Annotated in this window: 4 protein-coding genes; all 4 read right to left on the bottom strand. The window is 39.0% G+C overall.

What is annotated here, in order from left to right:
• Nucleotides 1-499: 499 nt before the first annotated feature.
• Nucleotides 500-2026 (bottom strand): Do family serine endopeptidase, encoded by a 1527-nt coding sequence (locus J7K93_02800; GenBank protein ID MCD6115919.1) that lies wholly within the window; start codon nt 2024-2026, stop codon nt 500-502.
• A 185-nt stretch (nt 2027-2211) separates the two neighbouring features.
• Nucleotides 2212-2763 carry a hypothetical protein gene (locus J7K93_02795; protein ID MCD6115918.1) on the bottom strand — a complete coding sequence of 184 codons (552 nt, stop codon included), beginning with the start codon at nt 2761-2763 and terminating at the stop codon, nt 2212-2214.
• 82 nt (nt 2764-2845) lie between these two features.
• Nucleotides 2846-5752, bottom strand: coding sequence for a PorV/PorQ family protein (locus J7K93_02790; protein MCD6115917.1), 2907 nt, complete (start codon nt 5750-5752; stop codon nt 2846-2848).
• A 17-nt stretch (nt 5753-5769) separates the two neighbouring features.
• Nucleotides 5770-7317: DUF11 domain-containing protein (locus J7K93_02785; protein MCD6115916.1), on the bottom strand; the 1548-nt coding region annotated here is incomplete at its 5' end.

Genomic DNA, 7317 nt, shown 5'->3' with positions numbered 1-7317 from the left:
TAACAGTTATTGATTCTTCATCTTCACATATATCTTATGCTGAACTATATGAAGAATGCTCAAAATTATACTTTTCAAAAACATATTTCTCAAATTTCGATAACACATAATGCAATTGTTATGCCAACAGGCTTATCATCTTGTTTTCTATTATCTTATGTCGACTTGTTAAATACGTTACTATGCGACTATCTCTGCCATCACGGCATTTTATATGTCATTATGTCTTATTATCCGAAGAGTGCTTTTTTCAATGACAAACTGGCATGATTAAGAATATAGACATAAGGAGATAAGTGTGTAAAAATATTAAAGAATAAATCTTGCGATCCATCGAAATAACTCTACAGCGAAATACAACCTGGACTGAAAAAAATCCGTATCTATTTTTAATTCGTGGAACTTTTAGACTTTAAACTTTTCCCTTTTAACTAAAAAGAGGCCTCTACCCTTAAAGCAGAAGCCTCCTTTGCATACCGCTTTTATTCTTTACAAAAGACTACTTTGACATCTTCACAAAAGCATGGAACTCTGTACTCTTACGTTTTATTGAAAAAATAACCACACCTCTTTTTTTATACTGGCGCAGGGCCCGTTTATAGTCATTAACTGTCTTGATTTTGCTGCTCTCGATTTTCGTTATCAGATCTCCTCTGACAATACCTGCATCAAAAGCTGTGCTGTAAGGCTCTACTCCTGTTACAACTACACCCTCATCATTATCGTAATACCCTATCTGAGAGCGCAAATCATTATCAAGAGTCTGTACAGAAATACCCAGATCCGGAAGGCCTTCACTCTTTTCATGCTTTTTCTCTGTTTTTCCGGTATCTCTCTTTCCCAATTTTACTTTTACATTCATAATTTTACCATCGCGTAAAATCGTCAGAGTTATAGTATCTCCCGGATTCTTAAGTGCAATAGTACTCTGTATTTCATTCCCCTGGCTGACCTCTTTGCCATCAAGTTTTGTAATTATATCAAGCGGTTTAAGTCCTGCCTTTTGTGCAGGGCTTCCGTCTACAACCTGATCAACATATACACCCTTAGGTGTAGAAAGATTAAACCGCTCTGCAACTGCTTCGTCAACATTTCTCATTCCGATACCAAGGTACGCCCTGGTAACATACCCCTGTTTTATCAAATCATTCATAATCTTTCTGGCGAGATTTATCGGTACTGCAAATCCGTAACCCTGATATCCTCCTGTCTTAGTTGCTATTGCAGTATTTATACCTATCACTTCACTTTTGAGATTGACAAGAGCTCCGCCGCTGTTTCCCGGGTTAATTGCAGCATCTGTCTGGATAAAATTCTCAATTGCATAAGAACCGCCTGATTCGCTTGGAGTTCTGCTGCTGATAATATTTATATCTCTTCCTTTTGCACTAATAATGCCTGCAGTGATTGTAGAGTTAAGTTCAAGGGGGTTACCAACTGCAAGAACCCATTCACCAACTTCAATAGCATCTGAATTTCCAAGCCGCGCAGCAGGAAGGTTACTGCCATCTATTTTGATTACTGCTACTTCGGTCAATGGGTCACGCCCAACAATCTTTGCTTTATAACTTCTTTTATCATTAAGAGTTACTGTAATATCATCTGCATCCTCAATAACATGGTTATTTGTCAAAATATAGCCGTCTTTACTTACAATAACTCCTGAGCCCAGTCCGCGCAGCTTTTGAGTTTTCGGCACATTAAACTTAAACTCCCTTCCGAAAAAATCCCTGAAAAGCGGGCCGAACTGGCTCTGATCTGCAGAGCGCTTAATTACCTTTTCCGAAGAGATGCTCACAACCGTAGGTAAAATCTCTTTTGCAACATAAGTAAAAGCCTTCCCTGTATTCTGCATTTGGAAAACAGCTTCCTTTTCAGGGGACTGATTCCCTGTTATTACTGCTTTAGCATTTGATGCAAAACTTTTAGGTGTCCAGTCAAGACGTGAAGTTAACACAATGCCTACAACAACTCCAATAAAAATCAAGCCAGCTGCTGTTAGCCTTTTTATTAATTTTTTCTTCATGATTAATCTCCTATATTTATTTGTTTAGCTTCTGCTGTATTTTGAAAATATGGTACAATAAAACAACGAATACACAGTCCATCACTCCTTTCAATTGGTTTAAATTATTTCAAACCAAATTATATAACGCAATTTGTACGCTGTATATTCGCAGAAAGTTCCGAAGAAATTATAAATTGAAGATTTTAAAAGTGCAGCGCCAGGTTGATGCCTCGAGGGCTGGCGCTCAAATTAATTTTCCCCATTGGGACTTTGACTTCCATGGGTTTTAGAGATATATAATAAGACCCCACACTAAAAATCGCAGATACTATCCCATAAGCAAGATCACGTTTTGACTGATCATTTAAATTTTGATATCCTTCCTGCATGCCAGCCTGTGCTGCAAGATCATCCGCCTGTTTTTTATGATCTTTATAATCTTTAAATTTTTTGAATGAATATATACCTGTTGCAGTCCCAAGAATCAGAAATGGTAAAAACGGCCGTCTTTTTTCAACAAAATACCTTATTCCATGGTCAAGGTCTAAAACAATATTATTTCTTATAATTTGGGAAACTTTATTTTTGGGAATAATAATTACTGTCCCGTCATTAAGTTTAACGGCAAAATCCTTTGGTAAAATTTTCACAACCTTGCCAGTATATCTGTTATTATCTTTTGTTACAATTATATCAGCTTTTAAAAGCTGCGGGATCATACAAAGCATTAAAATAACAACTGCAACTCTTCTCATTCCAATCCTCATCATATATCAACACAGTATAGAATACAGCTTTTCTATTGCATATTTTATGCCATGTCCATAATTTATTCAATTAGTGCTCTATGTAAAGCAGAACCATAATTCTCCTGTTCAGATATCTTCCAGTCGGAGAATAATTATTGCCCAGTACAACCAGTCCTTTATTTTTTAGTTTTACTTTAAGCGGTTCCGATTCGCCAAATCCGACAGGTTTATCAATTCTGCTGACAACACTTGAATAACTGCCCGGATAGTATTTTTTTAACCTGACCTTAAATGCTTCGGTAAACCGCAGAGCTCTGTTTAGTGACAGCTTCTGGTTGACATTTTCCGGCCCTACAGCACATGCATGCCCTTCAAACCTGACACGCATACTGCTGTTCTCAACAAGCTCTTTGCCTATCTCCATAAGCCTGTCCCAATAGAATTTATATACCGGCTCAGTCTTTGCAAATTTTGCCGCTCCGAATATCTCTCGTCTTCGGATTGTCTGTTTCTCTTTTAAATAAATAGAATCAACATGTGTTCTGAATACACGGTCTAAAGAATCTGTAAGAATAAGACTATACTCAATCCACTTGTCTCTTGGAACCAGAGAACCGCTGTGACTGGATCCGTCCCACTGAATTATGCCGCTTATTGAATCATTCTTGACACACCGCTTGCTGTGCAAAGTGAGCAGGCTTTTTGCCCCGTTAATCCTCCATGTACTCAACCCTCCGGGAGAAAGTACTCTTATATCAAACGGGATGGATTGTCTAATGGTAGTATCTACTGCAACAGTAATTGGCCCGAACAAAGCGTATTCATCTTTTTGAGGAACACTGAATGAAACTTTTCTGTACTGCTCCATAATCCATATAGCGTCTTGTTTATCAGCAGGCATACGGCGTCTTCCAAGAACTTTATCCCTGTGATTTTTCGATATACGAATCTGGGAAGGATTAACTCCCATTAAAATCAATTGTGACCTGACTGCTTCAGCACGTTTATCCGCCAGGCCGGGGTCTTTTTCTCCGGTTAAAGCATCAATATGCCCTGCAAGTACTGCTGTTATTTCAGAATATTTTTTAAGCCTGCCCGAAAGTATTGTAAGAACAGGTACTGTTGTTGTATCAGGGCTGAAATAACAGGAATCAACTTTGTCAGAAAACGGTTTAAAATAAACCTCAGGCACTACGGGTATCTCTGTTGTTTCATAACCTGTGGCCATAACCTCAACTGTATCTTCCGCTGTTAACGTGCCTTTAGGTATTGATATAAATACTTCTTCTGTGCTATTATTATCCTTCTCAAGCTCAAGCTCATCAGAAGATAGATCTATTGATGCAGTAATTCTGTGTTTTCCCTGAACATAAGTATTCCATGTAAAAGTAATTACTGTATCCCTTTCCGAAGCCAGGCAGGGAAGATCCTTTACAAAAATTGTATCCTGTAACGTTCCTGTGCCGATGCTCTTGTCTGTTACAAAAATCCTGTACATTGATGATGCTGCAGAGCCGCTGTTTAACACTCTGAAAGATATTTTCCCCTGTAACGGCGTAGTATCAATCCATTCTGAGGGAGTAAAAGCCAAATTGTCTATTGCAAGATCATGGGTTGCAACAACAAATTGTATTACCCTGTGAATGCCTCTTCTTGCAAGGCGCACATGATATGCTCTGTCATAAGCTGCAACACACCAATAGTACACTCCGCCTTCGTGAATGTTGCACCTGAAAGATTCATAGCTTACAGGCTCACATATAAATAAAGAATCTTTCAATGAGGAAGCAAGAAATCCATTCATATTTCTGCTTATGGAAGATACGGCTCTCTCTATTTTCGCCTTGTCTTTATCTATAAAAATATAATAATTGACATCATCAAATATATCAGGATCAAAAGCTTTGTCCCATGTTAAATAAACCGGTGATGCCTGTTTAACATTAATTGATGACTCAACAACCGGCTGCTCCATTCCAAATGGTTCCGGTGCCACGGGATAATGTGAAACAGATCCTCTGTAAGTCTGATTTAAAACATCTCCAAAACCTGCATTCGCAATATCAATGGAAATTGCATCTCCATACTTGCTTTTTAATCCGAGTATAGATCTGAATACATCGTCCCATCTAAGTCCGAACCCAAAAGTCATGCTTCCGAGGTCTTTGCCGTTAATCAGGTATCCGGCTCTGACTGCAGCAATATTCTTCCACCAGAATTCAGCTCCTGCAGAATAAACATTGTCCCTGCCCTGAACTTTAACAAATTCTCCTGCAAAAAGCAGACTTATCTTTCTGTAACTTCCCATTAAAAACGACATACCTGATCTTATGGTTCTCGGAAGGTCTGCACCTTGTGTGTTAAATGTCATAGCACTTCCAATGTGCTGAACACTTACACCTGCCCTTAAAACACCGTATTTAAATATCCCGGAACCAATCTTAAACCGCGGTGTTTTTATTAAAACCCCTGCATCTGCTGAAAAACCCGTTGAGCCGTACTGGTCAAACTTGCTTGAAATATATCTCAGATTAGCACCTGCAGAGACCCATTTTGTCAGCCAGTCAAGGCGCTGCGCTGCACTTACCATTACTGTCGTATGGCTTGCTTCTACCGGACTATCCTTCCCTCCAGTAGCATCCCAGGAAGGCATGCCAAGGTATGTAGCTGAAAAACCTATGGTTGTTTTTTTGCTTCCGAGGCAATTAATCTGGCCTGCATAAGCAAAGCCTGCCTGATAAAGATCCGAAAACCATCTGTTGTATGATGCCGCCCACTGCCATCTGCGTATATGCCCTAATCCACCCGGATTCCAGAACATGGTATAAATATCATCTCCCACACCAGTAAAAGCGCTGCCAATACTTGCCTGGCGGGCACCAATCCCGATTTTTAAAAACGGAAGCCCAATATTATCCTGTGCATTTAATTGCGGAATAAAAAACATTGAAAGCACAGAGAAAAATATTAAAACTGTTTTAATATATTTTTTCATCAGTCAGACTCCTCATTTCATCGAATAAGGATGAATTTACGTGCTTTTTGGTAATTTCCTGAATTCAGAACTGCTATATAAAGGCCGCTGCCGGCGCTTCTCCCCGCAGAATCTTTCCCATCCCATACTGTATGGTTCCATCCTGCGAAAGCAGGGGCATCATAAACCGTCGCAATATAAGCTCCGGAAATATCATAAATTTTTATTTCAGCACGTCTATTGGAACTCAACCTGAAACGTATTCCAAGTTCAGGCTTTTGATCAGGAATTAATTTATTTTCATCAAGATAAAACTGATTACTGCTTTTTACAAGTACTGAAGCGGATGCCGAATATTCCACATTCCACATATCACGGGTATGAAGAGTAATGATTATATTTTCTTCTGTAGCAGTAGTCCTCATTCTTGTGTCTGTTAAATCCGGATTAACAGTACGCCACACATGAGCCTTTAAATCTGTCGCTGATATAAACTGGTCTGCATATACTGTATTTTGAGATCCGTCATCATACATAACAGTAATATCCCACCATACAGCATCAATTGGGCTCATGACTTCTATTTTAACACTGTCCAATGGAGCAATAGCAGAAGGAGTTGCTTTTATTTCAGGATCCGGTACTGCAGGGCCCACACATAAAACAGAATCCTTTGCGGAATTGTTATTCGGCAATGTATCAGAAATTGAATAAGCCCATACCGTATTTACCTGCATTATATCCCATGGGGGCATTAAAGAATCAACAATGCATTTATAGGTAAACTCTTTTGAAGCGCCATTGGGCCCCAGTTTAGACAGATTCCACTTCAGGGTATCTCCCGAATAAGTAAAAGATGCTCCGGTAAATGTTTTTAAAGTTAACCTGTCAGGGATTGTGTCAGTAAATTTAATATCTTCACAATCAAGCTGGCCCTTATTTACAACCTTGACAGTATATACAATTGTTTTGCCGGGGCCTGACAGGTTCAGTGTGTCTGTGCCTGTAATAGCCATAGAATCACTTACAGCATTTTTAGTAACAGCAAGGTCACCGCCCTGTAAAGGCAAATATGTAATATAACTACTGTCTCTGTTGTTGGTATATATGGTATCCTGGATAGAGGCAAGCACAGCGATATCTTTATAAACAGCAGGTCCGGATAATTTAAGGGTATCAACAAGGCATGTAAATTCAATTTTTTTGCTGCTTCCAACAGCCATAAAACCGATGTTCCATTTTACGGCATCACCTTGAGTATTCGAAACCAACGGTTCACTTGAAATAACTTTAGCAAAAGCCGGAAGGTAATTTGTTACAGTTGAAACAGAAACATTTTTATGCCCGACATTTTTTATAAAAATTTTAAATTTTACCGTATCCCTGGGCTGAACGAAAAATGTCGTATCATTTCCGCTGACTTTGTACTGTTTTGTCATAATGTGCTGAACAAGTGCAAGATCAGCAGGCCCGTCAGGGCTGAGGTAATCGCCTGTATCCGTATCTTTTATCCCGTTTATATCAACGCCAAGCTCTACTGTACGCCATGTTTTATTCTGAATTGTATCAGAAGAAGAATGGGAAAT

It is taken from the genome of bacterium, assembly GCA_021158245.1.
Classification (GTDB): domain Bacteria; phylum Zhuqueibacterota; class QNDG01; order QNDG01; family QNDG01; genus QNDG01.
Note: the sequence above shows the minus strand (reverse complement) of the source record. Positions and strands in the feature narration are given on the sequence as shown.